Annotated in this window: 2 protein-coding genes and 1 pseudogene; 2 read left to right on the forward strand and 1 reads right to left on the reverse strand. The window is 66.8% G+C overall.

Translation table 11 applies throughout. The features are described from left to right. Positions 1–532 (reverse strand): Scr1 family TA system antitoxin-like transcriptional regulator (locus ACZ5CR_RS44735; protein WP_468869292.1); only part of this gene is annotated, 532 nt, incomplete at its 3' end. Positions 533–781: 249 nt separating this feature from the next. On the opposite strand from ACZ5CR_RS44735, the gene ACZ5CR_RS44740 reads away from it, so the two are divergent. Both ACZ5CR_RS44740 and ACZ5CR_RS44745 read left to right on the forward strand, forming a co-directional pair. Beyond that, positions 782–1,216 (forward strand): ATP-binding protein, encoded by a 435-nt coding sequence (locus ACZ5CR_RS44740; protein WP_468869293.1) that lies wholly within the window; start codon positions 782–784, stop codon positions 1,214–1,216. Between the two features lie 79 nt (positions 1,217–1,295). Next, positions 1,296–1,628: pseudogene (locus ACZ5CR_RS44745) on the forward strand (hypothetical protein); the annotation flags it as partial.

A 1,628-nucleotide genomic window follows, 5' to 3' on the forward strand; every position in this document is an offset into this window, starting at 1 on the left:
GCAGTACGGACTCGTGCAGTACCGCCGTGTACGGGGGAGCCCCATCCCGCATCAGGGCCTTCCTGCGGCGCGCACGATGCTCCACCCTCAGGTCCAGTTCACGCACGGGAAGTTCCGGACGCCAGTACGTGAACACCGCGCGTGCGTAGTCCTCGGTCTGGACCACCCCAGGGACGTGCGCGGTGCCGATCTCCTGGATGAACGTCGCGTGATGCTCCAGCTCCGCAAGGTCCAGAAAGGCGGGAGGCAGCACATCTCGGTACTCCTCCCACCACCCTCTCGTACGGTCCACCGCCATGCCGACCAGCGCATCGATCAACGCCTCGTCCGCGCAGGCATAGTGCGCCGCGAGACTGCGCACACGTTGCTCGCTGACTCCCGCGATACCCGCTTCCATCTGGCTCATCTGAGCCGAGGTCGAGCCCAGGAACTGCGCGACCTCCTTGGCGGTCACCCCGGCAGCGTCCCTCATCCTGCGCAGCTCGGTGCCGAGTCGTACCTGGCGTGCGGTCGGCTGACTCCTGGGAGGCATGCGGTCCTCTTTCTCTCAACAGGGCCTGTCGCCAGCCCTGTTGGTGTCCCTCTTACGGGGCCAGATTACGGGAGGCAGTTGCGGAGGCAGAAATTAATGCCCTACTGTCAGTGATGCGTCGACCACTTGTGGCAACCATCGGGGGACCCGGAAGCGCACCGCACCGCCATGCCATGGCGGCCGCGGCACAGCCACCGCCCGCAGGATGCCGTGTACGCCAACTCCCCCCGCACATAACGGAGTTCAGCCATGCCCGCAGCCGCAGGAAACGAAGGCAGTCCCGAACCGTGGGAGTACAGCCTCTACGTACCCAACGACCTTCGCGCCGTCACGATCTGTCGCCGCACCCTCCGCCTCGTCCTCGCCATACACGGCCGTCCCCACCTCTGCGAAGTGGCGGAACTCGTGGCGACAGAGCTGGTCGCGAAGGCGGTGCAGCACACGAAGGGACCGGCAGCCCTCCGTATCCGGTGGGCCCACGGCGTACTGCGCATCGGGGTGTGGGACGCCGACCCCACGCCACCTCAGCCGACGGCACCGTCAGCCACCCTCGCCGAGGCGGGGCGGGGGCTCTCCCTGGTGCGGGGGTGCGCGGACGAGTGGGGGTGGCATCCCCTCGGCTCGGCTCAACTCCCCGGCGGCAACGGCAAGTTCATCTGGTGCGAGCTCACCGAAGCGGCGTGAACGTTTCGTCCGCACTCGAAAGAGTGATCGCAATCCGCCGGCCGGGACACCCGGCCCTTGATCCACCTAGGTTCCCCACATGGTCACCTCACAACACGAGGCCTCACACCGGATCTTCCAGGAGCGGCCGGAACTGCTGACGCCGGTCTTCCGGATCCTGGGCGTACCGCTTCCTGACCGACCATCCGTCGAGGTGCTCTCGCCAGACGTCACCGAGATCCGCCCTCTTGAACGCCGGATCGACACCGTGCTCCGCATCAGCGCACCGAACGGCAGCGCATTCCTGCTGGCCATCGAGGCTCAGGGGCGTCGGGATCCGGAGAAAGCCGCGAGCTGGGGGTACTACCTCTCGTATCTCTACTCGAAGTACAACATCCCCGCCCGGCCGCTCGTCGTGTGCCAGGACAAGGCC

It is taken from the genome of Streptomyces sp. NPDC031274 (assembly GCF_055570235.1).

Excerpts from the sequence above, each read along its gene's own strand:
- ACZ5CR_RS44740 (WP_468869293.1), top strand. The coding sequence starts at position 782 with ATGCCCGCAGCCGCAGGAAACGAAGGCAGTCCCGAACCGTGGGAGTAC.